Annotated in this window: 23 protein-coding genes, 1 tRNA gene and 1 riboswitch; of the genes, 11 read left to right on the top strand and 13 right to left on the bottom strand. The window is 70.7% G+C overall.

The window, feature by feature from the left end:
- Positions 1-57: 57 nt before the first annotated feature.
- The 4 genes from OG917_RS13565 to OG917_RS13580 all read left to right on the top strand — a co-directional run bounded on the left by OG917_RS13565 (position 58) and on the right by OG917_RS13580 (position 3,525).
- Complete coding sequence (locus OG917_RS13565; protein ID WP_328317846.1) at positions 58-954, top strand: amidohydrolase; 897 nt, start codon at positions 58-60, stop codon at positions 952-954.
- Complete coding sequence (locus OG917_RS13570; protein ID WP_328317847.1) at positions 951-1,454, top strand: cysteine dioxygenase; 504 nt, start codon at positions 951-953, stop codon at positions 1,452-1,454. The genes OG917_RS13565 and OG917_RS13570 overlap by 4 nt, the downstream gene beginning before the upstream one ends.
- Positions 1,455-1,584: 130 nt before the next feature.
- A complete protein-coding gene (locus tag OG917_RS13575) occupies positions 1,585-3,006 on the top strand; it encodes a purine-cytosine permease family protein (RefSeq protein WP_328317848.1) in 1,422 nt (473 codons plus the stop codon).
- A gap of 87 nt (positions 3,007-3,093) precedes the next feature.
- Entirely contained in the window at positions 3,094-3,525 is a 432-nt protein-coding gene (locus tag OG917_RS13580) for a hypothetical protein (RefSeq protein WP_328317849.1), read from the top strand.
- Between the two features lie 329 nt (positions 3,526-3,854).
- Here OG917_RS13580 and OG917_RS13585 read toward each other — a convergent pair whose 3' ends face one another.
- Positions 3,855-4,760, bottom strand: coding sequence for an SDR family oxidoreductase (locus tag OG917_RS13585; RefSeq protein ID WP_328317850.1), 906 nt, complete (start codon positions 4,758-4,760; stop codon positions 3,855-3,857).
- A 122-nt stretch (positions 4,761-4,882) separates the two neighbouring features.
- Here OG917_RS13585 and OG917_RS13590 point away from each other — a divergent pair, with 122 nt between their 5' ends.
- A complete protein-coding gene (locus OG917_RS13590; RefSeq protein ID WP_328317851.1) occupies positions 4,883-5,449 on the top strand; it encodes a TetR/AcrR family transcriptional regulator in 567 nt (188 codons plus the stop codon).
- 143 nt (positions 5,450-5,592) lie between these two features.
- Here OG917_RS13590 and OG917_RS13595 read toward each other — a convergent pair whose 3' ends face one another.
- On the bottom strand, positions 5,593-6,984 hold the full coding sequence (locus tag OG917_RS13595; protein ID WP_328321861.1) for a cystathionine beta-synthase: 1,392 nt from the start codon (positions 6,982-6,984) through the stop codon (positions 5,593-5,595).
- A 294-nt stretch (positions 6,985-7,278) separates the two neighbouring features.
- On the opposite strand from OG917_RS13595, the gene OG917_RS13600 reads away from it, so the two are divergent.
- The 3 genes from OG917_RS13600 to OG917_RS13610 all read left to right on the top strand — a co-directional run bounded on the left by OG917_RS13600 (position 7,279) and on the right by OG917_RS13610 (position 11,029).
- The gene (locus OG917_RS13600; RefSeq protein WP_328321863.1) at positions 7,279-8,280 is read left to right on the top strand and encodes an SGNH/GDSL hydrolase family protein; all 1,002 of its coding nucleotides are present in this window, start codon (positions 7,279-7,281) and stop codon (positions 8,278-8,280) included.
- A 298-nt stretch (positions 8,281-8,578) separates the two neighbouring features.
- On the top strand, positions 8,579-9,799 hold the full coding sequence (locus OG917_RS13605) for an acetyl-CoA C-acetyltransferase (RefSeq protein ID WP_328317852.1): 1,221 nt from the start codon (positions 8,579-8,581) through the stop codon (positions 9,797-9,799).
- A gap of 378 nt (positions 9,800-10,177) precedes the next feature.
- On the top strand, positions 10,178-11,029 hold the full coding sequence (locus tag OG917_RS13610; protein WP_328317853.1) for a hypothetical protein: 852 nt from the start codon (positions 10,178-10,180) through the stop codon (positions 11,027-11,029).
- Between the two features lie 63 nt (positions 11,030-11,092).
- Here the strand turns inward: OG917_RS13610 and OG917_RS13615 are convergent, their stop codons facing one another.
- On the bottom strand, positions 11,093-11,410 hold the full coding sequence (locus tag OG917_RS13615) for a hypothetical protein (protein WP_328317854.1): 318 nt from the start codon (positions 11,408-11,410) through the stop codon (positions 11,093-11,095).
- A 126-nt stretch (positions 11,411-11,536) separates the two neighbouring features.
- Here OG917_RS13615 and OG917_RS13620 point away from each other — a divergent pair, with 126 nt between their 5' ends.
- Entirely contained in the window at positions 11,537-11,767 is a 231-nt protein-coding gene (locus OG917_RS13620) for a DUF4287 domain-containing protein (protein ID WP_328317855.1), read from the top strand.
- A 151-nt stretch (positions 11,768-11,918) separates the two neighbouring features.
- On the opposite strand, the gene OG917_RS13625 is transcribed toward OG917_RS13620, so the two are convergent.
- Both OG917_RS13625 and OG917_RS13630 read right to left on the bottom strand, forming a co-directional pair.
- The gene (locus OG917_RS13625; RefSeq protein ID WP_328317856.1) at positions 11,919-12,788 is read right to left on the bottom strand and encodes a Bax inhibitor-1/YccA family protein; all 870 of its coding nucleotides are present in this window, start codon (positions 12,786-12,788) and stop codon (positions 11,919-11,921) included.
- Positions 12,789-12,915: 127 nt separating this feature from the next.
- Positions 12,916-12,998 (bottom strand) — tRNA-Leu (locus OG917_RS13630).
- 451 nt (positions 12,999-13,449) lie between these two features.
- Between OG917_RS13630 and OG917_RS13635 the strand changes: the two genes are divergently transcribed.
- Both OG917_RS13635 and OG917_RS13640 read left to right on the top strand, forming a co-directional pair.
- The gene (locus OG917_RS13635; protein ID WP_328317857.1) at positions 13,450-14,220 is read left to right on the top strand and encodes an ABC transporter ATP-binding protein; all 771 of its coding nucleotides are present in this window, start codon (positions 13,450-13,452) and stop codon (positions 14,218-14,220) included.
- A gap of 64 nt (positions 14,221-14,284) precedes the next feature.
- Positions 14,285-16,807 carry an ABC transporter permease gene (locus OG917_RS13640; RefSeq protein WP_328317858.1) on the top strand — a complete coding sequence of 841 codons (2,523 nt, stop codon included), beginning with the start codon at positions 14,285-14,287 and terminating at the stop codon, positions 16,805-16,807.
- Between the two features lie 85 nt (positions 16,808-16,892).
- On the opposite strand, the gene OG917_RS13645 is transcribed toward OG917_RS13640, so the two are convergent.
- The 8 genes from OG917_RS13645 to OG917_RS13680 all read right to left on the bottom strand — a co-directional run bounded on the left by OG917_RS13645 (position 16,893) and on the right by OG917_RS13680 (position 26,719).
- Complete coding sequence (locus tag OG917_RS13645) at positions 16,893-18,188, bottom strand: cyclopropane-fatty-acyl-phospholipid synthase family protein (protein ID WP_328317859.1); 1,296 nt, start codon at positions 18,186-18,188, stop codon at positions 16,893-16,895.
- 203 nt (positions 18,189-18,391) lie between these two features.
- Positions 18,392-19,807 (bottom strand): NAD(P)/FAD-dependent oxidoreductase, encoded by a 1,416-nt coding sequence (locus OG917_RS13650; protein ID WP_328317860.1) that lies wholly within the window; start codon positions 19,805-19,807, stop codon positions 18,392-18,394.
- A gap of 812 nt (positions 19,808-20,619) precedes the next feature.
- Positions 20,620-21,567 (bottom strand): Ppx/GppA phosphatase family protein, encoded by a 948-nt coding sequence (locus OG917_RS13655; protein WP_328317861.1) that lies wholly within the window; start codon positions 21,565-21,567, stop codon positions 20,620-20,622.
- Between the two features lie 147 nt (positions 21,568-21,714).
- Complete coding sequence (locus OG917_RS13660) at positions 21,715-22,263, bottom strand: DUF501 domain-containing protein (protein ID WP_328317862.1); 549 nt, start codon at positions 22,261-22,263, stop codon at positions 21,715-21,717.
- A gap of 93 nt (positions 22,264-22,356) precedes the next feature.
- The gene (locus tag OG917_RS13665; RefSeq protein WP_328317863.1) at positions 22,357-22,833 is read right to left on the bottom strand and encodes an FtsB family cell division protein; all 477 of its coding nucleotides are present in this window, start codon (positions 22,831-22,833) and stop codon (positions 22,357-22,359) included.
- Between the two features lie 123 nt (positions 22,834-22,956).
- Positions 22,957-24,246, bottom strand: coding sequence for a phosphopyruvate hydratase (eno, locus tag OG917_RS13670; protein WP_328317864.1), 1,290 nt, complete (start codon positions 24,244-24,246; stop codon positions 22,957-22,959).
- Between the two features lie 283 nt (positions 24,247-24,529).
- Positions 24,530-25,228: a transglycosylase family protein gene (locus OG917_RS13675; RefSeq protein ID WP_328317865.1), complete on the bottom strand. Its 699-nt coding sequence runs from the start codon at positions 25,226-25,228 to the stop codon at positions 24,530-24,532.
- 3 nt (positions 25,229-25,231) lie between these two features.
- A riboswitch (cyclic di-AMP (ydaO/yuaA leader) is annotated at positions 25,232-25,418 on the bottom strand.
- A gap of 257 nt (positions 25,419-25,675) precedes the next feature.
- Positions 25,676-26,719 carry a LysM peptidoglycan-binding domain-containing protein gene (locus tag OG917_RS13680; protein ID WP_328317866.1) on the bottom strand — a complete coding sequence of 348 codons (1,044 nt, stop codon included), beginning with the start codon at positions 26,717-26,719 and terminating at the stop codon, positions 25,676-25,678.
- Between the last annotated feature and the right edge of the window lie 100 nt (positions 26,720-26,819).

Genomic DNA, 26,819 nt, shown 5'->3' on the forward strand with positions numbered 1-26,819 from the left:
GCCGGCCCGGCAGATCGCTCGGCAGACCCGGCAGATCGCTCGGCAGAAGGGTGAGTCGTGCTCACAGACGTCCACCAGCACCTCTGGCCGCCGGCCTTCACCGAGCTGCTGCGCACCCGCACCACCGCCCCGTACCTCGACGGCTGGACGCTCCACCTGCGAGGAGAGCCGCCGTACGTGGTCGACCCGGCCGACCACGACGTCGCCGCCCGCACCGCGCTGGCCCACACGGACGGCCTCGGCCTCGCGCTCGTCTCGCTCTCCAGCCCGCTCGGCATCGAGTACCTGCCGCCCGCCGAGGCGGACCCGCTGCTGAACGCCTTCCACAGCGGAGCCCTGGCGCTCCCCGCGCCCTTCGGCGTCTGGGCGTCGGCCGGACTCGTCGCGCCGGACCCCGCAGCACTGGCCCGCACCCTGGACCAGGGGTGCGCGGGCCTCCAGCTGCCCGCCACCGCGCTGCTGGACGAGGCGGGCTGGGCGCACTGCGCGCCGCTGGTCGACACCCTCGTCCGCGCGGACAAGCCGCTCTTCGTCCATCCCGGCGCGGCGCCCCCCAGCGCCCCCGGAACGCCGCCGTGGTGGCCGGCGCTGGTGCCGTACGTCCAGCAGATGCACGCCTCCTGGTTCGCGTTCCGTGCCTTCGGCCGACCGCGCCACCCGCGGCTGCGGGTCTGCTTCGCGGCACTCGCCGGCCTCGCCCCGCTGCACGGCGAGCGGCTCTCGGCCCGCGGCGGCGGCCGGGGGACGGTCGATTTCGACGCCTTCTACGAGACCTCCTCGTACGGCACCCGGGCCGTGGACGCCCTGGTCCGGGCGGTCGGCATCGACGTGGTCGTATCCGGCAGCGACCGCCCCTACGCCCCGCCGGTCATCCCCGATCTCGGCGCCGAAGCGGCCGTCCACGCCCTGCGCGCCGGTAACCCCGCCCGCCTCCTGAAGGGAGCAACCCCGTGACGTACGACGCCGCACTGCCCGACCGCAATCTCGACAAGCGTGAACTCAGGACCCTGGTCGACGACCTGGCCACCCGTCCGGAGCTCTGGCGCTCCGAGGTCGCCTTCTCGGACACCGACCGGCACTACGCCTCGCTGCACCGTGACGAGTACGTCGATATCTGGCTGCTCTGCTGGACCCGGCAGAACGACACCGGCTGGCACGACCACGACATCTCGTCGGGCGCGGTCCGCGTGGTCCAGGGCGTGCTGACCGAGTCGAACCCGCGCATCGGCGGCCGGCACCTCGCCTCGTCCGTCGGCGCGGGGGCCTCCTTCTGCTTCGGTCCCGACCACATCCACCGGCTCACCGGGGAGACGGACGACGCGGTCTCGATCCACGCGTACTCGCCGCCGCTCTGGCGGCTCGGCCAGTACGACATCACCGACGACGGCCTGATGCGCCGAATTTCCGTCTCATATGCGGACGAACTTCGCCCAATGGACAGCCCGGCGGTCTGAAGAAGCAGCTAATTGACCGGAACCTATTGACCTTCCATTCACCACACCACACTCTGCATAGATCGATACATCGCCGGTCGGCGCACACCGCCCGGCGGTGGCAGCGCAGTGGTGAGAGGGAGGCCGTCCAGTGGCAGGCCTGGTGGAACAGCGGTCGATCGATGTCGTACCCGACGAGGAGCGCCACGGCAGCGCCTTCTCCCAGTTCACCCTCTGGGTGGGCGCCAACCTCCACATCACCGCGGTCGTGACGGGCGCGCTGGCCGTGGTCTTCGGCGGCGGGGCGCTCTGGTCGATCGTCGGACTGCTGCTCGGCAATCTGCTGGGCGGAACGGTGATGGCCCTCCACTCGGCGCAGGGCCCGCGGCTGGGGCTGCCGCAGATGATCTCGTCCCGCGCGCAGTTCGGCGTCAAGGGCGCGGTGGTCCCGCTGGCCCTGGTGATCCTGATGTACGTCGGGTTCTTCGCCAGCGGCACCGTCCTGGCGGGCCAGGCGGTGGGCAAGCTGACCCACCTCGGGGACACCACGGGCATCATCGTCTTCGCCGTGATCACCGCGGCGATGGCCGTGGTCGGCTACCGGGTCATCCACACGCTCGGCCGGGTGGCGAGCGTCATCTGCGCCATCGCCTTCGTCTACCTCGGTATCCGGCTGCTCGACCGGATCGACCTGGGCACCGTCCTGCACGACCACAGCTTCTCCTTCCCGCTGTTCCTGCTCGCGGTCTCGCTCTCGGCCTCCTGGCAGCTGGCCTTCGGCCCCTACGTGGCCGACTACTCGCGCTATCTGCCCCGTACGACCAGCGGGCGCGCGACGTTCTGGTGGACGCTCGGCGGCACGACGCTCGGCTCGCAGTGGTCGATGACCTTCGGCGTCCTGGTGGCGGCCACGGCGGGCGACGCCTTCCTCAACAGCCAGGTCGGGTACGTGGTCGGCCTCGGCGGCACCGGACTGATGGCCTCGGTCCTGTACTTCGTCATCGCGCTGGGGAAGCTCACGATCAACGTGCTCAACACCTACGGCGGCTTCATGTCGATGGTGACGAGCGTCAGCGGCTTCCGCGGCCAGAAGACCCTGACCCCGCGCGGCCGCACGCTCTACATCCTGGTCATCATGGTCGCCGGCACCGTGGTGGCCCTCGCGGGCAAGGACAGCTTCCTCGACTCCTTCAAGGACTTCCTGCTCTTCCTGCTGGCCTTCTTCACCCCGTGGTCGGCGGTCAACCTCGTCGACTACTACCTGATCTCGCGGGAGCGCTACGACATCCCGGCCCTCTCCGACCCGAAGGGCCGCTACGGCGCCTGGCGGTGGGACGCGCTGGTGGTCTACGGGATCGGGCTCGTGGCGCAGTTCCCCTTCCTGGCCACGTCCTTCTACACCGGGCCGCTGGTCGGACCGCTCGGCGGCGCCGACATCTCCTGGATCGTGGGTCTCGTGGTCCCGGCGGTGCTCTACTGGGCGCTGGCACGGCGCGACACCTCGCACATCCCGGCGGCCACCATCCTGACCCGGGCCGCCGAGCCGGTACCGGAGCAGGTGCCCGCGCCGTAGGCGCCCACGGGGCCGGGGGTGCAACCCCAGCGGAATTGGGGGGCTAGCCCCACTGCTCCGCGCGCTCCGCATTCGTACCGTGGTCCCATGGAAGCCAGCGACCCGGAGTTGAAGAAGGAACTCGACGCAGCCCTGCACGCCCGCAGGGAACTGGGCGAGGATTACGAATCGGCCCTGGTCGAATCGTTCCTGGAGAAGGTCGAGCAGCGGCTCGACGACACAGTGGACCGCCGGGTGCGCCGGCAGATGGCCGAACAGCAGATAGCCGCCGCCCGGGGCGGCAGCCGCCCGCAGCAGCCGGAGGGCGGGTTCGGTGAGCGGTTCGGATTCGGGATCGTGATGATGGTCCTTGCCGTCCCGCTGTCGGCGATCGGGGTGATCAACGCGGGTCTCGACGGCCTGATCGTCACCTGGCTGGGAATCGTGGGCGTCAACGTCGTCCACGCCGCACGCGACGGCGGCCTCTTCCACGGGCGCTCCCGCCCGAAGTCCCCGCGGGAATCGAGCTGGCAGGACTGACGCGCGCCGGACAGGGGTGATCGCGGGGACCGCCGCACCCCCGGCTGGCCGGGGGGCGGGACGACGGCGGTCCCCGCGAGGAGACGCGGGTCCGGGTCAGGGCCGGGGTGCCGCATCCAGGCGTCCTGGAAGCCGGGAGCCGCTCCGGAGGTCCGTGACGCCGTTCGTGGTGCCGGCTGGTCGCCCTGCCGGCACCCACCAATCTGCCGCAGCCGTGTTAAGCCGGTGCTGCGCGGGCGTGTCGCCCGTGTACCACTTGGGCGAAGCCTGCCCCCGCCCCCGTGGCCCGGGGCGTACGGCCGCCGGACGCACCCCGGTGGGAGCCGCCGTCAGGCGGCCGGGCCCCCGAAGTAGTGGCCCGCGGCGAGGTCGGCCAGGAGCCCGGGGCGGGCGGGCCGCCAGCCCAGCAGCTCGCGCGTCAGGGCACTGGAGGTCGGTGTGTCCGCGGCCAGGGCGGCCCCCATCCAGCCGAAGTGCCCGGCCGCCTCCCCGGGATCGACGGAGGCCACCGGAACGCCGAGGTGGCGCCCGATCGCTCCGGCGATGTCGCGCACCGGCACCCCCTCCTCCTCCGTGCCGTGCAGCGCGGAGCCCGCCGGGGCCTTCTCCAGGGCCAGCCGGAAGAGTTCGGCGGCGTCCAGCCGGTGCACCGCCGGCCAGCGGGCGGCCCCGTCGCCGACGTATCCGGAGACGCCCTTCTCCCGTGCGGTGGCGATCAGCGCGGGTACGAAGCCGTGGTCCCCCTCGCCGTGCACCGAGGGGGCGAGCCGCACGATCGACGAGCGGACACCGCGCCCGGCGAAGGCGAGCGCCGCCCGCGCGGAAGCGGCCCGGAGCCCGCCGCCCGGACCCTCCTCCGGCATGTCGTTCTCGGTCGCCACGCGCCCAGGCCGGAGCCCGAGCGTGCCGGAGGCGACGACGAGTGGCCGGCCGGACCCCTCCAGTGCGGAGCCGAGCGCCTCGATCGCCCGCAGATCGACGGCTGCCGCGTTCTCGAACTGCGAGAAGTCGTGGATGAACGCGAGGTGGATCACCCCGTCGGAGGCGGCGGCCCCGGCGCGCAGGGCGGCGAGGTCGTCGAGAGCGCCGCGGTGCACCTCGGCCCCGGCCGCGGTGAGGGCTGCGGCCGAGGTGTCCGACCGGGCCAGCCCGACAACCTGGTGACCGGCGTTGATGAGTTCGGGGACGACGGCCGAGCCGATGAAGCCGGACGCTCCGGTGACGAAGACGCGCATGCGAAAACCTCCAGATGGCCGGGGTCCGGTGCGGGGTGGGCCGCACCGGACCCCCGATGTCAGTTCCTGTCATCGACCGTAACACCTGATGTCAGAGCCTGTCATCACGTAGGATCTGCGGCATGAGTCGATGGGAGCCCAACGGGCGCGGCAGGCTGGAGCAGGCCGCACTGGAGCTCTACGTCGAGCGGGGGTACGAACAGACCACCGTGGCGGAGATCGCCAAACGGGCCGGGCTCACGGAGCGCACGTTCTTCCGGCACTTCGCCGACAAGCGCGAGGTGCTGTTCGGTGGGGCGGCGGCGATGCAGGAGCTTCTCGTGAGCCATCTCGCCGATGCACCCGCTGCGACGGCGCCGATCGACGCCGTGGCCGCGGCGCTCGATCCGCTGGGCGGCTACCTCCGTGACCGCCGTGAACACGCCCGGCAGCGGCAGGGCGTCATCGCCGCGAACGCGGAGCTCCGGGAGCGCGAGCTGATCAAGCTGGCGTCCCTCGCGTCGGCGCTGGCCGGGGCGTTGCGGAAGCGCGGCACCGGGGAGCCGGCCGCGAGCCTGGCCGCCGAGGCGGGGATCGCGGTCTTCCGGGTCGCTTTCGAGAGCTGGGTCAGCGGGACCGGCGAGCCGGATCTCTCCCGGCTCATCAGGGAGACGCTGGCCGAGCTCAAGGCCGTGACGGCGGGCGGCTGACGGCCGGTGGCCGGCCGCGGACGGCCGGGACGGGCAGGCTCCGTGCCGGCCCGCGCGGTGCCTGTGGCTCTCCCGCGCACGGCATGCGCGGGAAGAGCGACGGCAGCCCCGGCCGGGACGGGTCGGTCCCGGCCGGGCAGGACCTAGGCCGAGCGCGCCGCGCGGGCCAGGTACGACAGCAGGTCCTGGCGGCTGACCACGCCCGTCGGCTTGCCCTCCACCAGCACGATCGCCGCGTCCGCCTTGCCGAGCACGGCCATCAGGTCGGCGACCGGCTCGCCCGAGCCGACCAGCGGGAGCGGGGAGGACATGTGCTTCTCCAGCGCGTCGCCGAGCGAGGCCCGCTGGGTGAACAGCGCGTCGAGCAGCTCGCGCTCCACCACCGAGCCGATCACCTCGGCGGCCATCACGTCCGGGTGCCCGGCCCCCGGCTTCACGATCGGCATCTGGGAGACGCCGTACTCGCGCAGCACGTCGATCGCGTCGCCGACGGTCTCCTCGGGATGCATGTGCACCAGGTGGGGAATGCCGTCCTCCTTCCCCAGCACCACGTCGGCGACGCGGGGTTCGGTGCCGGGCTGCTCCAGGAAGCCGTAGTCGTTCATCCACTCGTCGTTGAAGATCTTCGAGAGGTAGCCGCGCCCGCTGTCCGGCAGCAGCACGACGACGATGTCGTCGGGCCCGAGGTCCTCGGCCACCCGCAGCGCCGCCACGACCGCCATCCCGCAGGAGCCGCCGACGAGCAGGCCCTCCTCCTTGGCGAGCCTGCGCGTCATCTGGAAGGAGTCCTTGTCGGACACGGCGACGATGCCGTCGGTCACGGTCCTGTCGTAGGCCGAAGGCCAGAAGTCCTCACCGACGCCCTCGACGAGGTAGGGCCGCCCGGAGCCCCCGGAGTACACGGAGCCCTCCGGGTCGGCGCCGATGACCTTGACCCGGCCGTCGGACGCGTCCTTGAGGTACCGCCCGGTCCCGCTGATCGTGCCGCCGGTACCGACGCCGGCCACGAAGTGCGTGATCCGCCCCTCCGTCTGCTCCCACAGTTCGGGCCCGGTGGTCTCGTAGTGCGAGCGCGGGTTGTTCGGGTTGCTGTACTGGTCCGGCTTCCACGCTCCCGGCGTCTCCCTGACCAGGCGGTCGGAGACGTTGTAGTACGAGTCGGGGTGGTCCGGATCGACGGCCGTGGGGCAGACGACGACGTCGGCCCCGTACGCCCGCAGCACGTTGATCTTGTCCGTGGACACCTTGTCCGGGCAGACGAAGATGCACTTGTAGCCCTTCTGCTGGGCGACGATCGCCAGCCCGACACCAGTGTTGCCACTGGTCGGCTCCACGATCGTGCCGCCGGGCTGCAGCTCGCCGCTCTGCTCGGCCGCCTCGATCATGCGGACGGCGATCCGGTCCTTCACGGAGCCGCCCGGGTTGAAGTATTCGACCTTGGCCAGGACGGTCGCCCTGATCCCCTCGGTCACGTTGTTGAGTCTCACCAGCGGGGTGTTGCCGACGAGACTGATCATCGAGTCGTGGAAGTGCACCATGGCGGTCAGCGTATTGGACAAGATTGGGCAGCACCGGTCTCCGGGCAGTTAGGTGTTGTCCGGTTTCCCGGGCGGACCGGTGAGCGGCGTCCGGTGCGTGCAGTTGCGGGACGGGCGGATCAGGGCATAGCGGGACTATGCGCGGGTCCGGGTACTACGGCAGAAGTGCGCGCCGGACGACGGAGCCCGGTCGGGCGGCCGGTCGCCGCACCAGGCGGCGGACGGACCGGCCGGCCGGACACCGCCTGGCACGTGTACGGCTATGAGGAGGTGGCAGTGTCGAGAGCGAGGGTGGCGCGACGGATCGCCGCAGGCGCGGCATACGGAGGCGGGAGTATCGGCCTGGTCGGGGCGGCCGCGGTGGGGGTGATGCTGGCGGAGGTCCAGCTGGCGAAGCGCTCGGTGGGCGGCGGGCGGGCCCCCCAGGCGCCGAGTGCGGACGGGCGGTACGGACTGGCCTTCGCGGGCCGTACGGGGCACCTGGAACCGTTACGGCTCGTCATGCTCGGTGACTCGACGGCGGCGGGCCAGGGCGTACGGCGGGCGGGCCAGACACCGGCCGCCCTGCTGGCCTCGGGGCTCGCCGCGGTGGCGGAACGCCCGGTTGACCTGCGGAACGTCGCACTTCCCGGTGCGATGTCCGACGACCTGGGCCGGCAGGTGGGACTGGTGCTCGCCGATCCCGAGCGGCTGCCCGAGGTCTGCGTGATCATGATCGGCGCCAACGACGTGACCCACCGCATGCCGGCCACCCAGTCCGTACGCCATCTGGCGACCTCGGTCCGCAGACTGCGTACGGCGGGGGCCGAGGTCGTCGTCGGGACCTGCCCCGACCTCGGGACGGTCGAGCCCGTCTACCAGCCGCTGCGGTGGCTGGCCCGGCGGGTCTCGCGCCAGCTGGCGGCGGCCCAGACGATCGGAGTGATCGAGCAGGGCGGGCGGACGGTGTCCCTGGGCGAGATGCTGGGCCCGGAGTTCGCGGCGAACCCCCGGGAGCTGTTCGGGCCGGACAACTACCACCCGTCGGCGGAGGGTTACGCGACGGCCGCGATGGCGGTGCTGCCCACCCTCTGCGCGGTGCTGGGCCTGTGGCCGGAGACCGATCACCTGGACGCGGCCCGCGACGAGGACATCCTGCCGGTGGCCAAGGCCGCGTCGGCCGCGGCGTCGGAGGCGGGCACCGAGGTCACGGGCGCCCGTGCGCCCTGGGCCCTGCTGAAGCACCGCAGGCGCCGGCGCCTCCCGGAGTCGCCCGAGTCGCCGGAACCGGCGGACACTGCGCCACACGGGTAGAAAGCCCGGGGGCCGGGGCGGGGCCGGGAGCGCGTCACCACCCCGGCCCCGGCCCCGGCCCCGCCCCGGCTCCGGCCCCGGCTCCGGCTCCGGCTCCGGCTCCGGCTCCGGCCATCCTGAGCGGTCGCTTAGAAAAGAGTCCCGCATCACACACCGACTCCGGTGACCTCACGGGTACGGCCGGGTAACTTCCAATCAGCCCTGCCCGCTCATCGCCCGAAGCCGCCCCGCACCGAGGCGCCGCACGCCCCCTGCCGTCACCCGACCCCCAAGCCCCACCGCACCCTCTGGAGCCGTGATGCCCGAAGCCGTGATCGTCTCAACCGCCCGCTCCCCCATCGGCCGCGCCTTCAAGGGTTCGCTGAAGGACCTGCGCGCCGACGACCTCACCGCCACCATCATCCAGGCTGCCCTCGCCAAGGTCCCCGAGCTGGATCCCCGGGACATCGACGACCTGATGCTGGGCTGCGGGCTGCCCGGCGGCGAGCAGGGCAACAACCTGGGCCGCATCGTCGCCGTGCAGATGGGGATGGACCACCTCCCCGGCTGTACGGTCACGCGGTACTGCTCGTCCTCGCTCCAGACCTCGCGGATGGCGCTGCACGCCATCAAGGCCGGCGAGGGTGACGTCTTCATCTCGGCGGGTGTCGAGATGGTGTCGCGGTTCGTGAAGGGCAACTCCGACAGCCTGCCCGACACGCACAACCCGCTCTTCGCCAAGGCCGAGGAGCGGACCGAGGCCGTGGCGAAGAGCGAGGGCGCCTCCTGGCACGACCCCCGCGAGGACAACCTCGTCCCGGACGCGTACATCTCGATGGGACAGACCGCGGAGAACCTGGCCGGACTCAAGGGCATCACCCGGCAGGACATGGACGAGTTCGGCGTGCGGTCGCAGAATCTCGCCGAGGAAGCGATCAAGAACGGCTTCTGGGCCCGCGAGATCACCCCGGTGACCCTCCCCGACGGCACGGTCGTCTCCGCCGACGACGGCCCGCGGGCCGGTGTGACGCTGGAAGGCGTCCAGGGCCTGAAGCCGGTCTTCCGCCCCGACGGCCGCGTCACCGCGGGCAACTGCTGCCCGCTCAACGACGGCGCGGCGGCCCTGGTGATCATGAGTGACACCAAGGCGCGCGAGCTGGGCCTGACCCCGCTGGCCCGGATCGTCTCGACCGGCGTCACCGGCCTCTCCCCGGAGATCATGGGCTACGGCCCCGTGGAGGCGTCGAAGCAGGCCCTGAAGCGCGCCGGGCTGACGATCGGCGACATCGACCTGGCCGAGCTGAACGAGGCGTTCGCCGCCCAGGTCATCCCGTCCTACCGCGACCTGGGTCTCGACCTGGACAAGGTGAACGTCAACGGTGGTGCCATCGCCGTCGGCCACCCCTTCGGCATGACGGGCGCGCGCATCACCGGCACGCTGATCAACAGCCTCCAGTTCCACGACAAGCAGTTCGGCCTGGAGACGATGTGCGTGGGCGGTGGCCAGGGCATGGCCATGGTCATCGAGCGCCTGAGCTGACCCCGCCGTCCACAGCCACGGCACAGGCGCGCACGCAACGGATCCGAACGGCCACCGTGCGTCGGCGTGAAAGCCCCGGCCCCTCCCTCAGGAGGGGCCGGGGCTTTCACAACTCCGCTACACAGAGGCATGGTTGATGACGGCACTGTCACAACTCGACCCCGCCCATGCCGCTCGCCGCTCAGTCGTGACCGAATCTCCCCCAGGATGTGACCTATCTCCCGGGGATTTTCATTCCCGCAGGTCACAGCTGTCCCAAAGGGAAAACCAGGGCCCAAAGACCTGTCCAATTCATGACGTAATGCACTGCCGACGGAAGCACTCCCACGACAAGCTGATGTAGGAAGTCGGGGAACGATTGAATCCGGGAGTAAGTCAGTGAGCACTTTGTCGATTGCCCTGCTGCTGACGACGGCCACCGCCACGGCCGTCGGCGCTGCGTCCCTGCATGCCGCACACGGCCTGCGCCGCCAGATCGCCGCCCTGCGCGACGACCTCGCGGGCGCGACCGGCGGCACCCGGGGCGCGACCGTACCGGCCGCGCGTGAGGAGACCCCGGCGGCCGAGATACGCGCGGCCGTCGCGGAAGCGCTGGCCGAGGAACGCGAACGCGAGCTGGCCGAGGCGCGCGCCTTCTGGGCCGCGCAGGAGTCCAGGGACGCGGCGGACGCCCCGTCCCTGCTGGGCGGCCTGGCGGGCCTCGGCGAGGACGCCGCGTTCTTCCTGCCCCGTCAGACCGACTTCACCGGCCTCGACCCCGCCTTCGAGACCGGCTTCGGTTCCGAGCTGGAACCGGCCGTCGAGTCGGCAGTCGACGCGGACGAAGAGCCGGGCACGGACGAGTACGCGCCCGACAGCGCCGAACTGGCAGCGGCCCGCCGCCGGCACCCCTCACACCCTGACTTCGTCCCGGTGCAGACCCCCGTGGTGACGGAGCACGAGCGCATGGTGACGCGCCTCGAAGAGCTCGCCGAGACCCGTACCGCGCTCTCCGACGTCCGCCCGGGTCCGCTCGGCACGCTCGATGTGTACGTCTTCGCGGACGGCACCACGCTCTGTATGACGCCGGGGCACCGCGAGACCGCCGAGCGGCTCTCCGAGGCCCTGCGCACGGGCGACAACCCGGTCCTGCTGGGCGGTTCCGGCATCTCCGGCGCGTACGCGCTGACCTTCACGTGCGGCGAGGAGAACGTCTACATCCTCGCGGACCGCGTCATAGCGTCGCTGTAGGCACGGAACCCCGCGCACGGAACCTCACCGCACCCCGCAGTACCGCGGCAGCCGGCCCGGACCTCACAGCCCCGATCCGGCCTCGGCCGCCACCACCGACTTCACGGCCTCGTCCAGTTCCACGGGCGGGGCCGTTCGCAGCGCCTCGGCCACATCATGGGCCGCGACCGTGAGTTGGTCGGCGACGGCGAACACCCCGGCGTCCGGCATGATCCGCACGGCGGCGTCCGGGGACTCCAGGCGCTGGGCCCGCGACGACAGTTCCCGGGCCAGGGCGAGCCCGGCGGCGGCAGCGCCGCGCTGGAGCCTGCTCTGCGGGGCCGAGCGAAGCCGGTCGGCGAAGCGGTCCGCCGCGGCGGTGAGGGGCGTCGTATCGAGCACGCCGCGACCCTACGCGCCCGGTCCTGACTGTTGCCAACGGGCCCGCGCTGAGGCACGGTGCAGGGAAGGCACAGTAAGACCGGTCGGCCCCAGGGCCGGCTCAGCGCAATGCCTCCGGAGGCGCCGATGTCCCAAGTCTTCTCCGACGAGACCCACCGCAACCTGCTCTCCCGCATCCCCGAGTGCACGGGCCGGGAAGTGTCCGACTGGCTCCGCGCCGTCGACGAGGGCCCCACTCTTCTCCGCTTCGACGAGAAGGTCAGCTGGCTCAGGAGCGAACACCAGCTCGCGTACGGCCACGCCAAGGCGATCATCCACGAGTACGACCTGAGACGAGCCGCACGGCGGCTGCTCTAGGCCCTGCGGGCGACCGGACCCGCACCACCGGCGCCCACCCGCCCGGGGAACGCACCGCCGGAGGAACGTGAAGGGGCCCGTCCGGAACACCTCCGGACGGGCCCCTCACGCGAGGGCGGCCCTCACCGGAGGCCGCCCTGTCTGACAGGTCCTAGTCGTTGCCGCTGAAGATGGCCACCAGCCGCAGCATCTCCAGGTAGATCCAGACGAGCGACATGGTCAGACCGAACGCGGCCAGCCACGACTCCTCGCGCGGAGCGCCGTAGGTGATGCCGTCCTCGATCTGCTTGAAGTCCAGCGTCAGGAAGAAGCAGCCGATCAGGATCGCCAGCACTCCGACGAGCGCGCCGAGCGGGCCGAAGTCGCGCAGCCCGCCGTCCCCGGCCACACCGAAGGCGACCAGCAGCAGATTGACCACCATCACCATGAGGAACGCCAGGGCGATGGTCATGCCGATCCGCGCGTACCGCGCGGTGACCCGGATCCAGCGCTGCTTGTACGCCACCAGGGTGGCGGCCGACACCGCCATCGTGCCGAGCACCGCCTGGAAGGGCGCGCCCGACCACTGGCTGTTGTACATCTCACTGATCACGCCGAGGAAGATGCCCTCGAAGAACGCGTAGCCGAGGATCAGCGCGGGCACCGGCGTGCGCTTGAAGGACTGCACCATCGCCAGCACGAAGGCCACCAGAGCGGCGCCGAAGGCCAGCCCGTAACTGGTCGAGGAGACCGGCAGCAGTACCCAGGCCAGCGCGGCGCCGACAGCGACCGTGCCGAGTGTGAGGGCCGTGCGCGAGACGACGTCGTCCATCGTCATCCCGCCGGTGCGGGCGGGCGCCTGCGGGCCGTAGGGGTCGGTCGCGTACGGATTGGTGGCGTACGGGTTCCCGCCGGCCGGGTTCGGTGCGTACGGGTTGGTCCCTACCGCGGCGCCCCCGGCCTGCGGCGCCGCGTTGAATCCCGCGTAGCCGTTGTCGCGGCTGAAGCCCCGTCGCGAGAAGACCGGGTTGCTGCTCCTCATCTCACTCCTCAGTGGCCACGGTGCGTGGCCTCATGAACAGAGTAATGGGACAGCAAAGAGAAGGCCGTAGTGCCTGGGAAGGATCTTTTCGCGATCCTGACGCCGGCCGGCCCGCCACTCGGCGATGTGCCCGGAACCGGACTTGAACCGGTACGCCCCCGAGGGGCAGCGAGGTTTAAGCTCGCCGTGTCTGCATTCCACCATCCGGGCAAGACGCGCGGCACCGCTTTCGCGTCTCAAAGACTATCCGGATGCGCCGCCCGGACTGCGGGCCCTTAACCCGATGTTGTCTTATTTTATTGATGCCTGAAGGTCCGTCAGCCGGTGGATGCGCCATCGGCACATGCCGCACGTGGTGACGGCCCTGTACCGGGGGGTACGGGAATGACGGAAACTCGCCGCCGACAGGGGTCATCGGCCCCCGCCCGGCGGCCTCGTCATTGACGCGGCCGGGCCCGGGTGCCGCCCTGCCGCCCGCAGGGCCGTCCGGGGTACCGGCGGGGGACGCTCTCAGGGGCGGTGTCATACCGGAGGAGGAGGCGGCGGCCTCCCGGTCACTCTCAAGGCGGCCGGAGGAACGGGCATGCGGAGGGACGTTCCGGCGCCGGGCGGCAGACAGGATGAAGAGGTCCCCGCATCCCGTCCCGAACAGGAGCTCCACGTGACCTCGACCACCACCGCCCGCCGCGTCACCGCGGTGGCCGCCCGCGCCTCCGACCTCTCCAAGGTGTACGGCCAGGGGGAGACCCAGGTGGTCGCCCTGGACGGCGTCTCCGTGGACTTCCGGAAGGGCGAGTTCACCGCGATCATGGGCCCGTCCGGTTCGGGGAAGTCGACGCTGATGCACTGCGTCGCCGGTCTCGACACCTTCACCTCTGGATCCGTACGCATCGGCGAGACCGAGCTGAGCACCCTCAAGGACAAGCAGCTCACGCAGTTGCGCCGGGACAAGATCGGCTTCATCTTCCAGGCCTTCAACCTGCTGCCCACGCTGACGGCGGCCGAGAACATCACCCTGCCGATGGACATCGCGGGCCGCAAGCCCGACAAGGCGTGGCTGGCGAGCGTCATCGAGATGGTGGGGCTCAAGGACCGGCTCGGCCACCGGCCCACCCAGCTCTCCGGCGGACAGCAGCAGCGCGTCGCCGTGGCCCGTGCGCTGGCCTCCCAGCCCGAGATCATCTTCGGTGACGAGCCGACCGGGAACCTGGACTCGCGCTCCGGCGCCGAGGTGCTGGGCTTCCTGCGCAACTCCGTGCGCGAGCTGGGCCAGACCGTCGTCATGGTCACCCACGACGCGATGGCCGCGGCCTACGCGGACCGGGTCATCTTCCTCGCCGACGGCCGGATCGTCGACGAGATGCTCTCGCCGGGCGCCGACGCCGTGCTGGACCGGATGAAGGAGTTCGACGCCCGGGGCCGGACCAGCTGACCCGGTACCGCCCCAGCGTCTCCGCCCGCCCCGCCTGCTCCTCACCTCAGGACTGACACCCACCATGTTCCGTACCGCCCTGCGCAATGTGCTCTCGCACAAGGCCAGGCTGCTGATGACCGTCCTCGCCGTACTGCTCGGCGTGGCGTTCGTCTCCGGCACCCTGGTCTTCACCGACACCCTCAGCCACGCCTTCCGCAACCAGTCGGCCAAGAGCTACTCCGACGTGGCCGTCGCGGTCACCTCGTACGCCGACTCGGACGACCCCGATGGCGCCCCCGGTGTCAGCACGAAGACCCTGGACCGCATACGTGGCCTGGACGGGGTCGCTTCGGCCACCGGCCGGGTGTCCGGATTCGCCGGCGTCGCCGACCACAAGGGCAAGCTGATCGGCAACGGCTGGTCCAACAAGGGCGCCGGCTACTCCCCCGGCAAGCAGGGCAAGGACAGCCGGTACGCGTTCACCGACGGCTCCGGGCCTGTCAGGAGCGGTCAGATCGCGCTGGACCGGGACACCGCGGACAAGGGCGGCTACCACGTCGGTGACACCGTGCGGGTCGCGACGAACGGGCCGGTGCGCACGTACACCCTCACCGGGATCTTCACCACCGACGACGGCGCGGTCGGCGCGGGCGGCAGCCTGGTCCTGTTCGACACCGCGGTCGCCCAGAAGCTCTATCTGCAGCCCGGCTGGTATGCGGACGTCGACATCGCCGCGGCCCCCGGCGCCTCCCAGGCGAAGATCCTCTCCGCGGTCAAGCCCCTCCTCCCGAAGAACGCCGACGCCCAGACCGGCGGGCAGCTCGCCGACGAGCAGGCCAAGCAGATCGAGCGGGAGATGTCGGGTCTCAACCAGATGCTCCTCGGCTTCGCCGCGGTCGCGCTCTTCGTCGGGATCTTCCTGATCTCCAACACCTTCACCATGCTCGTCGCCCAGCGCACCAAGGAGCTGGCCCTGCTGCGCGCCGTCGGCGCCTCCCGCAAGCAGGTCACCCGCTCGGTGCTCGCCGAGGCGCTGGTGGTCGGCTCGGTCGCCTCCGCGGCCGGCTTCGTACTCGGCATCGGACTGGCCGTGGGGCTGCGCTCGGCGATGGGCTCCTTCGGGGCGAAGGTGCCCGGCGGCCCGCTGGTCGTGGCGCCCACCACCGCACTCGCCGCGCTGCTCGTCGGCGTGCTGATCACGATGCTCGCCGCCTGGCTGCCCGCCCGCAGGGCGGCGCGGATCCCGCCGGTCGCGGCGATGGGCAGCCAGCACCTGCCCGCCACGACGAAGTCCCTGGTGGTACGGAACTCGATCGGCGCCGTCATCACGCTGATCGGCGCCGCGGTGATCATGGCCGGCGCGTCGGCGGGCTCGGGCGGACGGATGATGATCGCGGCAGGTGCCTTCCTGGCCCTGATCGGCGTGATCGTGCTGATCCCGCTGCTCTCCCGCCCGGTCATCGCGCTCGTACGGCCGCTGCTGACCCGGGTGTTCGGGGTGGCGGGCAAGCTCGCGGGCCAGAACGCCGTCCGCAACCCGCGCCGCACCGGGGCCACCGCTTCCGCGCTGGCGATCGGACTGACGCTGGTCACCGGGCTCACGGTGATCGGTGTCACGGTGGGCCAGTCCGTGGACCGGATGACCACGGACAACTTCAAGGGCGACTACATGGTCGAGATGGCCAACGGCATGTCGCTCGCACCCTCCACGGTCACGGCACTGGAGAAGGCGAAGGGCGTCACCGCGGTCTCCCCGCAGGCCGGCAGCCAGATCGTCATCGACGGCAGCGACCAGGGCGTCTCCGGGGTGAAGCCCGGCGACATCCAGCGGGTGCTCAACCTCTCCGTGGTCTCCGGCTCGCTGGACTCGCTCGCCCGGGGGCGGATCGCCGTCGAGCAGAAGACGGCGGAGAAGGAGGGCTGGAAGCCCGGCAGCAAGCTGTCCGCGAAGTTCCTGGACGACAAGAAGGGCTCGCTGACGGTCGGCGCGGTCTTCAGGGAGAACCAGTTCGTCCAGCCCGTCCTGGCCCCCATGTCGGTGCTGACCCCGCACGAGAAGAAGCCGGACATTCAGCAGGTCTTCGTGAAGACGGACGGCGGCGGCTCCGGCGACCAGGCCCTGGTGGACGCGATGGGCGACAACCCGGCCATCTCCGTCCTGGACCAGCAGGACATCCGCAACGCCATGGGCGGCATGATCAACACCATGCTGAACATCATGTACGGGCTGCTGGCGATGGCCCTGATCATCGCGGTGCTCGGCGTCGTCAACACCCTGGCCATGTCGGTCTTCGAGCGTCAGCAGGAGATCGGAATGCTGCGGGCGATCGGCCTGGACCGGACCAAGGTGAAGCGGATGATCCGGCTGGAGGCCGTGGTGATCTCGGTCTTCGGCGCGGTGGTCGGTATCGCGCTGGGAACCTTCCTGGCCTGGGCCATCGGCCAGACCATCAAGTCGAGCATCCCGCACTACGTCCTGGTCATGCCGTGGGGCCGGATCGGCATCTTCCTGCTGCTCGCGGCGTTCGTCGGCATCCTGGCCGCCCTCTGGCCGGCCCGCAGCGCGGCACGGCTGAACATGCTGACGGCGATCAAGACGGAGTAGGCCGGGCGCCACTGGTCATACGCAGCACGGGGGCCCGGGACATCAACAGTGTCCCGGGCCCCCGTGCTGCGGCGTATCGCGCGGGTCAGCGCCAGTCGCGGGCCCTGCGCGGCAGCCCCGAGGCCCCGCCCTCGGGGGTCTTCACGGCCAGCACCTGGTTGACACCGATCCGGTTGTTCTCGAAGGCGAGCGCGGACGCCGCCATGTAGAGCCGCCAGACGCGCGCCCGGCCCGGACTCGTCAGCCGCACGGCCTCCGCCCAGTGCGCCTCCAGGTTCGACACCCACTCCCGCAGGGTCAGCGCGTAGTGCTCGCGGAGCGTCTCGACGTCCCGGGCCTCGAACCCGGCTTCCTCCAGCAGCTCCACGGTCCGGCCGACCGGTGACAGCTCACCGTCCGGGAAGACATAGGCATCGATGAAGGCGTCGATCTCATAGGCCGATTCGTCGCGCTCCGGGCGGCGGGCGATCTGGTGGTTGAGCAGCCGGCCGCCGGGCTTGAGGAGCGCGAACAGGTCGTCGGCGTACTTCCGGTAGCCGACGGACCCGACGTGTTCGGCCATCCCGATCGAGGAGATCGCGTCGTAAGGACCGTCCTTGACGTCCCGGAAGTCCTGGACGCGGATCTCGATCCGGTCGGTCAGCCCCTCCTCCGCGATGCGCTTGCGCGCATACACGGCCTGCTCGCGGGAGAGCGTCACACCGGTGACCCGGGCGCCGTACTCGCGGGCGGCGTGGATGGCCATCGAGCCCCATCCGCAGCCGACGTCGAGCAGCCGCATGCCCTCCTTGAGGGCCAGCTTCCGGCAGACCAGGTCGAGCTTGTCGCGCTGGGCGGTCTCCAGCGTGGAGTCCCCGTCCCAGTAGGCGCAGGAGTAGACCATCGAGGGCCCGAGCACCAGCTCGTAGAAGTCGTTGCCGACGTCGTAGTGATGGCTGATGGCCTGCCGGTCGCGGCGCTTGGTGTGGACGGGGCCGCGGCGGCGTCTGATCTCCTCCGCGGGCGGAGGCGGCGGGGGCAGCAGCCCGCCGATGTCGAGGAGTCCGCGGGCGGCGGCCCGCAGCTTCGGGTCGAGCAGCGGGACACGTGCCTTCCGGACGCCGGCCGGGTCCTCGCGCTCCCAGATCAGCCCGGCGAGCAGATCGAGCGCCGCGTACAGGTCGCCGTCCACATCGATCTCACCGGCCACCCAGGCACGGGCCAGACCGAGCTCCCCCGGCTTCCACAACAGCCGCCGCAGGGCCCGCCGGTGACGGATCACCAGGACGGGCTTCCCCGGGGGGCCCGACTCGCTGCCGTCCCAGGCCCGGATGCGGACAGGGAGCGGGGCCCCCAGCAGCTCCTCGGCGAGAGTGGTCAGCCGCAGCGCGGCGTCGGCCATGGCGCACACCTCCGTACAGATGGAAAAGGCTCAGCAGTAGGTAAACACCGAACGCCTGCCGCCACAGTCCCAATACCACGTAACGGGAACGCAAAATCCGTGGTGGATACATGTACATCTGTCCCGGTACGCCGGAGGGGCCGCCCGCACCACGGATGGCGGGCGGCCCCTCCGGACCTGAACGGACCTGCTGTACTACGGGGTCAGGCCTTGGCCTTCTCGGCGTCGGCCTTCTTCCCCGCGTCGGGCGCAGCCGCTTCGGCCTTCGCCGCCGCGGGACGGGGCGCCGGCTTGGCCGCCTCGTAGAACTCCTCGCGCGGGGTCTCCATCGCGCCGAGCGAGACGACCTCACGCTTGAGGAACATCGCGAGCGTCCAGTCGGCGACGACCCGGATCTTGCGGTTCCAGGTCGGCACCGCGAGACCGTGGTAGCCACGGTGCATGTACCAGGCGAGACGGCCCTTGAGCTTGATCTTCACCTTGCCCATGACGATCATCGCGACGCCCTTGTGGAGGCCGAGGCCGGCCACCGCACCCTTGTTGGCGTGCTCGTAGTCGCCCTGCGGGAAGCCGCGCATGCCCGAGATGACGTTGTCGCCGAGGACCTTGGCCTGGCGCAGCGCGTGCTGGGCGTTCGGCGGGCACCAGGCGTTCTCGACACCGGCCTTGCGGGCGGCCATGTCCGGGACCTGCGCGTTGTCGCCCGCGGCCCAGATGTAGTCCGTGCCCTGCACCTGGAGCTTCTCGGAGGTGTCCACGTGGCCGCGGGGGCCGAGCGGCAGGCCGTAGCGGGCCAGGACCGGGTTCGGCTTGACGCCGGCGGTCCAGACGAGCGTGTCGGCGTCGACCTCAAGGCCGTTGTTCAGCACCACGTGACCGTCGACGCAGGAGTCCATGCCGGTCTTGAGGTAGACCTCGACACCACGGGACTCCAGATGCTCCTTGCCGTACGCGCCGAGCTTCGGCCCGACCTCGGGAAGGATCTTGTCCGCCACATCGACCAGCAGGAAGCGCATGTCCTCGCGCTTGACGTTGGTGTAGTACTTCGCGGCGTCCCTGGCCATGTCCTCGACCTCACCGATGGTCTCCGCACCTGCGAAGCCACCGCCGACGAAGACGAAGGTGAGCGCCTTGCGGCGGACGTCCTCGTCGGTCGTCGAGTCAGCCTTGTCGAGCTGTTCGAGGACGTGGTTGCGCAGGCCGATCGCCTCCTCGACACCCTTCATACCGATGCCCTGCTCGGCGAGGCCGGGGATCGGGAAGGTGCGGGAGACCGCGCCGAGCGCGATGATCAGGTAGTCGAAGGGCAGCTCGTAGGCCTCGCCGACCAGCGGCGCGACCGTGGCGACCTTGCGGTCCTGGTCGATCGTGGTGACACGGCCGGTGAGGATCTCGGCCTTGGGCAGCACGCGTCGCAGCGGGACGACGACATGCCGAGGCGAGATGCTGCCGGCAGCAGCTTCGGGGAGGAAGGGCTGGTACGTCATGTACGAGCGCGGGTCCACGACCGTGACGGTCGCTTCGCCGTAGCGCATCTTCTTGAGAATGCGTCGAGCTGCGTACAGGCCTACGTACCCGCCTCCAACTACGAGGATCCTGGGACGCTCCGTGGTGCTCATGGCAACGAGTATCCACCTCTCGGGAGGGGGTACCTCGTGCGCCCCTTCACAAGGTCGGTGGGCACCTCTGCTACACTGCGCGGCTCGCATGACGGAGGTCACTCCCCCACAAGGGAACCAGCACCCCCCGGCGAACGTTGTTCACCCCTCTTGAGCAGGCCCTGACCGTGTCGCGCCGAATAGACCACCGCGCCGCGTCATCCGTCTGCAACACGCACGTCACCGCCCGTAAAAGTCGGAACAGGGCCCTGCGGACCACCGACAGGGCCCCATGTCCCGGGATCTTCGGCCGACAGGCCCCAATTCCTTGTGAAGAAGTTCACGAACTTTCTCGCGGCGGTCCGCCCGCCGGGCCCCCGGCGGCGCCCCGGAAGCCTGACAACGCTGTCATGGAGGGTCCCCGAGACGCCTCGGAGACACCCCACCGGGGCAGCGGGCGGCGCGGCGGGCGGGCCTCCTCGGCGCTGCCCGGCGTCCCCGCGCGCAGCCCCTGCGATCCCGTCGGGCATCGCCCGCGACGGCGCGCCCGTCGCGGGCGTAGGCGTTGGTGCCGATCGCGGATTTCGACGCGCTGGAGGAAGCAGCCGACGTGTTGGCGGCCCGGTTGCCGGCCCGGGAGGCCGAAGCGGTCCTGGCCCAGGGACGCCCGACGGTGACCACGGCCGAGCCCCGGCCCATATGGGGCGCCACTGAACTCATCGCGCACAGACCGCTGTTCACCCATGCGCCGCAAGAGGCGCTGCCTCCGGTCACCGCTGGGCCCCGTAGCGCCAGAGGGCAGGGGCCGCCGCACGTCAGAGCATCACCGCAGGTCAGTGACGCTTTCGTCCCGCTTCGACATCTTCTGCCACCTTGTAGGCGATGCCGTCGAGGATGTCGTGCTCACTGACGACCACCTCGCCGGCGCCGGTCCGCTTCATCACGGAGTGCAGGATCATCGCGCCCGCCCCGATGACATCGACCCGCCCCGGATGCATCACCGGGATCGCCGCCCGCTCGGCGTGGGAGGAGATGAGCAGGTTCCCGGCGATCTCGCCGACCTGGGCCGCGGTGAGGCGGGAGTGGTGGATCGCGGTCGACTCGTACGCGTCGAGGTCCAGCGCGATGCCGGCGACCGTGGTCACCGATCCCGCGAGACCGACGAGCGTGTGGTTGCCGGAGAGCGGGACTGTTTCCGCCGCCTCGTCCAGCGCGGCGTCGATGTCCGCGCGCATCGCGGTGATCTCGCCGAGCGTCGGCGGATCGTGCCGGATGTGCCGCTCGGTCAGCCGTACGCAGCCGATGTCCACCGAGCGGGCCGCCCTGACGGACTCGTCGCCGACGACGAACTCGGTGGAGCCGCCGCCGATGTCCACCACCAGGTACTCGCCGCCCTGCCCTGCCAGCTCCTTCGTCGCACCGGTGAAGGAGAACTCGGCCTCCTGATCGCCGGTGATCACCTCGGGTTCGACGCCGAGGATGTCGCGGACCCCGCTCACGAACTCGTCGCGGTTCTCGGCGTCACGGGACGCCGAGGTGGCGACGAAGCGCAGATGTTCGGCGCCATGGGCCTTGATGACCTCGGCGTACTCGGTGCAGGCCGCGAAGGTCCGCTCCAGCGCCTCGGGGGCGAGCCGGCCCGTCCGGTCGACGTCCTGGCCGAGCCGGACGATGGTCATCCGGCGGTCCAGGTCGACGAGTTCGCCGGTCTCGGGGTCGGCGTCCGCGACGAGCAGACGAATGGAGTTCGTGCCGCAGTCAATGGCAGCGACGCGGGTCATATGGGTGTCCTCTCGTGGAGCCGGGGTTGCGTCCCGGCCCGGATCCTCGGAGCCTGCCGGATGGCGAAGCCACCGGGACATTCCAACAACGCGGGAGGCCTGCCCGCCGGAGTGCGGCCGCCCCGGCGGGGGCCGCCGGACGGGCTCTCAGCCGCCGAGCGGGGCGGGGTCCTCGCCGTCCCGCGCGCGTGGCACGCACGGCCCCTTCGCCCACCACTCGGGCAGCATCGCGAGCGCCTCGTCGCCCAGCGGGTTGACGCCCGGTCCCGCGGCCAGCGAGTGACCCACCAGGACGTGCAGGCACTTGACCCGGTCGGGCATGCCCCCCGCGCTCGGGAAACCCTCCAGGACCTCGATCGCGTCGCGGCGCGCGAGGTAGTCCTCGTGCGCGGCGCGGTAGGCGGCGGCGAGTTCGGGGTCCGTGCGCAGACGCTCGGTCATCTCCTTCATGACGCCGTTCGCCTCCAGCGTGCCGATCGCGGAGGCCGCACGCGGGCACGTCAGGTAATACGTCGTCGGGAACGGCGTGCCGTCCTCCAGACGCGGGGCCGTCTCGACGACGTCCGGGTTGCCGCACGGGCAGCGGTGCGCGATGGCGCGCAGGCCGCGGGGCGGTCGGCCGAGCTGCTCCTTGAACGCGGCGATGTCCGCGTCGGTGGGCTCGGTGCGGTCGGTCTGCGGAGGGGGCGTTTCCATGCCTGCCTTGGATCTGAGTGTCTGTGAAGTGAGTGCCGGAGAATGGGGTGCCGGTGAGAGAGGGAAGCCCGGCGGCTGCGGCACGAGGACGGCCTAGGGGGCCTTGGTGCGGTCGGCGCTGTCCACGCCGTCCCACATGTTCGCGTACCACGGCCGGTCCGTCGCGCCCTTGCTGCCGGAAGGCCGGGCCCGGGCGTCGGGGTCGACCATCGTGTAGTTGGTCTCCCCCGGCCGCACGTAGTGCAGTTGTTCACGGGCCAGCCGTTCCACGTACGCGTTGTCCTGGAGCCGGGCCTTCTCGTCCCGCAGCTCCTCGACGCGTGCCTTCGCCTCGCTGACCTGGCGCCGCTGATCGGCGATGTCGTTGCGCTGCGAGACGTACTGCCGCATCGGATACGCGAGCGCCACCACCAGGGTGCAGAGGACCATCAGCAGCATGGCCGCCCGGCCGGTGAGCCGGGGTCTGCGGGCCTGGCGCCTGGACTGGGAGCGGTAGACGCGGGCCGCGGTCTGCTCTCCGAGCACCTTGAGCCTGGTCGCGGTGGAGAACCGGTCCCGGTTCCCTGCCATGCCGCCTCCCCGTTATGCACGCACGTCCGTCCCCGGACACGGTACGGGACCGGGTACGGGGACGGCTGCGCATGGCTGCGCCTTTACTGCTGTTTCAGCTCTATATTCAGTTCTCTGGCTGTATCAGCTGGAGCGGAAGCGAGGGAAGGCCGAGCGCCCCGCGTACACCGCGGCGTCGTCGAGGATCTCCTCGATGCGCAGCAGCTGGTTGTACTTGGCGACACGGTCCGAGCGGGCCGGGGCGCCGGTCTTGATCTGACCGCAGTTCACGGCGACCGCGAGGTCGGCGATGGTGACGTCCTCGGTCTCGCCGGAGCGGTGGGACATCATGCACTTGAAGCCGTTGCGCTGGGCGAGCTCGACGGCGTCCAGGGTCTCGGTCAGCGAACCGATCTGGTTGACCTTGACGAGCAGGGCGTTGGCGGAGCCCTCCTCGATGCCGCGGGCCAGGCGCTCCGGGTTGGTGACGAAGAGGTCGTCGCCGACGATCTGGACCTTGGCACCCAGCCGGTCGGTGATGACCTTCCAGCCGTCCCAGTCGTCCTCGTACAGCGGGTCCTCGATGGAGACGAGCGGGTACGCGGAGACGAGCTCCTCGTAGTACTCGGTCATCTCGGCGGCCGAGCGCGACTTGCCCTCGAACTCGTACTTGCCGTCCTTGTAGAACTCGGACGCGGCGACGTCGAGCGCGAGCGCGATGTCCTTGCCCGGCGCGTAGCCGGCCTCCTTGATGGCCTCGATGATCAGGTCGAGGGCAGCGCGGTTGGAGTCCAGGTTCGGCGCGAAGCCGCCCTCGTCGCCGAGACCGGTCGACAGGCCCTTGGTGTTCAGGACCTTCTTGAGGGTGTGGTAGACCTCGGCGCCCCAGCGCAGTGCCTCGGAGAAGGACTCCGCGCCGATCGGGGCGATCATGAACTCCTGGATGTCGACGTTGGAGTCGGCGTGCGACCCACCGTTCAGGATGTTCATCATCGGAACGGGCAGCAGGTGCGCGTTCGGGCCGCCCAGGTAGCGGAAGAGCGGGAGGTCGGATGCCTCGGATGCGGCGTGCGCCACGGCGAGCGAGACGCCGAGGATGGCGTTGGCGCCGAGCGAGCCCTTGTTCTCCGTCGCGTCCAGGTCGAACATCGCCTGGTCGATCAGGCGCTGCTCGGTGGCGTCGTATCCGACGAGCTCCGGGCCGATCTGCTCGATGACGGCGAGGACCGCCTTCTCGACGCCCTTGCCGTGGTAGCGGTTGGGGTCACCGTCGCGGAGCTCGATGGCCTCGTACGCACCTGTGGAGGCGCCGGACGGAACGGCGGCACGACCCGTGCTGCCGTCGTCGAGGCCGACCTCGACCTCGACCGTGGGGTTGCCTCGGGAGTCCAGGATTTCCCGGGCTACGACGACGTCGATGGACGGCACTAGCATCTCCTTCTGGAATGTGACGCTATGGGCGCAGGGTCACTTTGGTCTTGCGGCACGAGCCTAACCGGCTCCGCGCCATCAGCCCGCAAGGGCGCCCGGACCCTGAATGAAAAAGGGTCCAAAAGATCGTATGACGGTGTGAAAGTCAGCAGACCATCCCATGCTATCCGGATCGTCACCCCTGCCGGACCGGCGGGCGGACCGCGGCGCTGCTCCGGCGGAGAGACCCCCGGCCCGGCGCGTACGGGGGAGTCGCGCCGGGCCGGGGTGCTGAGGAGAGCTGCTGTCAGCTCAGGTGGAGCTGCTGACCCGGGTAGATCAGGTTGGCGTCCTTCACGATGTCCTTGTTCAGGTCGAAGACCTTCTTCCAGCCACCGGTGACGTGCTTCGCCTTGGCGATCGTGGCGAGGGTGTCGCCGGACTTGACCTTGTACTCGCCGTCACCCTTCTCGATCGTGGTGGGCGCGGCGTGCTTCGGCGCGGCCTGCTTGGGCGCGGCCGGGGCGCTGCTGCGGGCCTCGCTGCGCGAAGCGGCCTGCTGGTCGCTGTGGCTCTGCTGGCCGGCGCTGGAGGAACCGCCACCGGAGGTGGAGACGCCCGGGTCGACACCGTCGTTGCTCAGGTTGCCGGCGCCGGCGCAGGACCAGGCACCCGGGCCCTGCATCTTGAGGAGCTTCTCCGCCGTGGCGATCTGCTGGCCCTTGGTGGCGAGGTCGGCACGCGGGGCGTACTGCGTGCCGCCGGCCGCGGCCCAGCTGGAGTTGTTGAACTGGAGGCCGCCGTAGTAGCCGTTGCCGGTGTTGGTGGACCAGTTGCCACCGGACTCGCACTGCGCGACGGCGTCCCAGGTGGAGACCGAAGCAGCAGAGGCAGAGGTCGCGCCGATCATCGGCACGGCCACAGCGGCACCGGCGACACCGGCGAGCGTGGCGATACGGACGGCCTTCGAGGGGCGACGGTGCTTGGACTTGCTGGAAAACAGCATGAAGAATCTCCTCACCGACGCCTACGAGGTGAGCTGTCGGGTTCGGGCCAATGAGTTGCCCGGCTGCGCGACCTAGCGCACAGCTTCACCCCAAGCCGTTCCCGGTTCGTACCGTTCTGTGACTCTGAACGGACGGCCGGACCCGGCACTTACCTGGGTCCCCCGCTCCTGCCTGCGGCGCTTCTTAGCGTCAACTGCTTCCCCTCGACCGATGGCAGGATTCGGCGTGGCGATCGAAGAGGCCCGCGGTGCGAGCGGTCTGACCGTAATCACAGGACCCACCGATATTCAAAGATGACCATCGGCGGGGAAGTCACGGGTTTACGACCGCGCTTTTTCCGTTTTCGCAGGTGAGGGGCGGCGTGCGCCGGGCGGACAGTCCGGACATTCAGTCGGCCCGACGAGAGCCATGTCTCACTCGAACAGAAGCGGACATACAGCCTCGAACTACCCCTGTTTCTGGTCGAGATCAAGGCTCTGGCCAGGAACGATGAAGTCCGGATCGCCCCCGACCGTCGCGTGGTTCGCCGCGTAGAGCGCGGGCCATCCGCCGGGCAGATCGTGCGCCTTGGCGATGACCCAGAGATTGTCACCCGCGCGGACGGTGTAATTGCCGTCCGTCCGGGCGTCATCGCGGGAGGGTCTGTCGACGCGCGAGGCATGTCGCCCGGCCTCGTCACGGCTCGCGCCGGCACCGTCGCCGGCCACGCCGCCCCGGTGCCTCCCGGCCCCCGGCGACGCCGGGGAGCCCCCGGAAGCGGAGTCGGCGTCACCGGCCGCGCCCGACGGGGTGGAGCGCGAGGAGGGGGCGCCGGACGCACTTCCGTGCGAAGTGCCCGAATCACCCGAAGAGCCCGAACTATCCGAAGAAGGATTGGATGACGGAGATGCGTGGGATGGGGGCTTCGAGGTGCCGGAGGGGGAGGGCGAGCCGGACGACCCGGAGGGGGAATCCGACGGACTCGCGCTCGGCGGCGCCTGCCCCGTCCCGCCCGTATGCGTGTCGCCGCCCGTACCCGTGTCGCCGTCCGGGTCCGTGGCCGCGCCGGACGGCTTCCCGGGGGCCGGGGTCACCGTGTCAGGAGCGCCCGGATCGACGGAGGCCGTGGCCGCGTCGTCCTTCGTGAGCCCGGCGATGACCGCGCAACTGGCCCAGAGCTTCGCCCCTTCGGCCGCGTAGGCCTTCTGCGCCACGGCTATCTGCTGGGAGCGGCTGGCCAGGTCGGGGCGGGCCGCGTACTGCCCGCCGCCGTACTTGTCCCAGCCGGCCTGCGAGAACTGGAGACCGCCGTAGTGCCCGTTGCCCAGGTCGGCGCTCCAGATGCCGCCGCTCTCGCACAGCGCCACCCGGTCCCAGGTCGTGGCGTCGGCCGCGTGGGCGCCGGTCGACGCCAGCAGCGGAAGGGCGATGGCAGAGCCCGTAACTCCTGCCGCTACGACAAGAGCTGGAGCCTGACGGGGGCGGCGGTGCCGACCGTTCCCGTTGCGCATGCGGTGGCCTTCCATGTGACGGATGAGTCGAGGGGTGAACGTAGCCGCACTCGAACGTCAGTCACAAGTCGATGCAGCGGAGATCACGTGAAAGTCACAT

It is taken from the genome of Streptomyces sp. NBC_00388 (assembly GCF_036061255.1).
In the GTDB taxonomy this organism is placed as follows: domain Bacteria; phylum Actinomycetota; class Actinomycetes; order Streptomycetales; family Streptomycetaceae; genus Streptomyces.

What these genes read in the sequence shown, in the direction of transcription:
- OG917_RS13580 (WP_328317849.1), top strand. Translation starts at nt 3,094, where the DNA reads ATGGAAGCCAGCGACCCGGAGTTGAAGAAGGAACTCGACGCAGCCCTG.
- OG917_RS13585 (WP_328317850.1), bottom strand. Translation starts at nt 4,760, where the DNA reads ATGCGCGTCTTCGTCACCGGAGCGTCCGGCTTCATCGGCTCGGCCGTC.
- OG917_RS13590 (WP_328317851.1), top strand. Translation starts at nt 4,883, where the DNA reads ATGAGTCGATGGGAGCCCAACGGGCGCGGCAGGCTGGAGCAGGCCGCA.
- OG917_RS13605 (WP_328317852.1), top strand. Translation starts at nt 8,579, where the DNA reads ATGCCCGAAGCCGTGATCGTCTCAACCGCCCGCTCCCCCATCGGCCGC.
- OG917_RS13620 (WP_328317855.1), top strand. Translation starts at nt 11,537, where the DNA reads ATGTCCCAAGTCTTCTCCGACGAGACCCACCGCAACCTGCTCTCCCGC.
- OG917_RS13625 (WP_328317856.1), bottom strand. Translation starts at nt 12,788, where the DNA reads ATGAGGAGCAGCAACCCGGTCTTCTCGCGACGGGGCTTCAGCCGCGAC.
- OG917_RS13640 (WP_328317858.1), top strand. Translation starts at nt 14,285, where the DNA reads ATGTTCCGTACCGCCCTGCGCAATGTGCTCTCGCACAAGGCCAGGCTG.
- OG917_RS13645 (WP_328317859.1), bottom strand. Translation starts at nt 18,188, where the DNA reads ATGGCCGACGCCGCGCTGCGGCTGACCACTCTCGCCGAGGAGCTGCTG.
- OG917_RS13650 (WP_328317860.1), bottom strand. Translation starts at nt 19,807, where the DNA reads ATGAGCACCACGGAGCGTCCCAGGATCCTCGTAGTTGGAGGCGGGTAC.
- OG917_RS13655 (WP_328317861.1), bottom strand. Translation starts at nt 21,567, where the DNA reads ATGACCCGCGTCGCTGCCATTGACTGCGGCACGAACTCCATTCGTCTG.
- OG917_RS13660 (WP_328317862.1), bottom strand. Translation starts at nt 22,263, where the DNA reads ATGGAAACGCCCCCTCCGCAGACCGACCGCACCGAGCCCACCGACGCG.
- OG917_RS13665 (WP_328317863.1), bottom strand. Translation starts at nt 22,833, where the DNA reads ATGGCAGGGAACCGGGACCGGTTCTCCACCGCGACCAGGCTCAAGGTG.
- eno (WP_328317864.1), bottom strand. Translation starts at nt 24,246, where the DNA reads ATGCTAGTGCCGTCCATCGACGTCGTCGTAGCCCGGGAAATCCTGGAC.
- OG917_RS13675 (WP_328317865.1), bottom strand. Translation starts at nt 25,228, where the DNA reads ATGCTGTTTTCCAGCAAGTCCAAGCACCGTCGCCCCTCGAAGGCCGTC.
- OG917_RS13680 (WP_328317866.1), bottom strand. Translation starts at nt 26,719, where the DNA reads ATGCGCAACGGGAACGGTCGGCACCGCCGCCCCCGTCAGGCTCCAGCT.